General features: G+C 63.6%; 1 protein-coding gene. It reads left to right on the forward strand.

All coding sequences use genetic code 11. The annotated features are described in order from the left end of the window. Positions 1–315 (forward strand): transposase (locus tag ACRWND_RS30980; RefSeq protein ID WP_431955322.1); only part of this gene is annotated, 315 nt, incomplete at its 5' end. Positions 316–500 lie beyond the last annotated feature (185 nt).

Here is a 500-nt window from a genome sequence, read left to right on the forward strand (position 1 = left end):
AAGGTCCACCTCGTGGTCGACGGACACTCCGCGCAGCGCTCGAAGAAGGTCCGCGACTGGCTCGCCGCCCACCCCGACGACGTCGAGCTGCACTTCCTGCCCCCGTACTCGCCCGAGCTCAACCCCGATGAGCTGGTCAACGCCGACCTCAAACACAGCCTGCCCAAGCAGCACCGAGCCCGAAACCATACCGAACTCGCCGCAGAGACCCGCCGCTTCTTCCGCAGACGCCAGCGTCAGCCACACATCGTCCGCGGCTACTTCGGCGGCCCGCACGTCCGCTACGTCCTGGACGAGAACTCCATGAGTTTCTGATCAAATAGACAAGTCCCATCGTTGCAGGTCAGGAGCCTCTTCGCGTTTCTGATCATCCCACCGGACGCCCCACTACGTGAAAGCGCAAGGCTAGGAGATCACTGAAAATCTTGTGTGGGGGCTGTCTGGCGGTGGGCCGGACGGCCCCCTTTGCGTTATGCGGGCGCTGTTGTGAGCGTCCAGGG

The sequence above is a fragment of the Actinacidiphila sp. bgisy167 genome (assembly GCF_965342175.1).
Classification (GTDB): domain Bacteria; phylum Actinomycetota; class Actinomycetes; order Streptomycetales; family Streptomycetaceae; genus Actinacidiphila.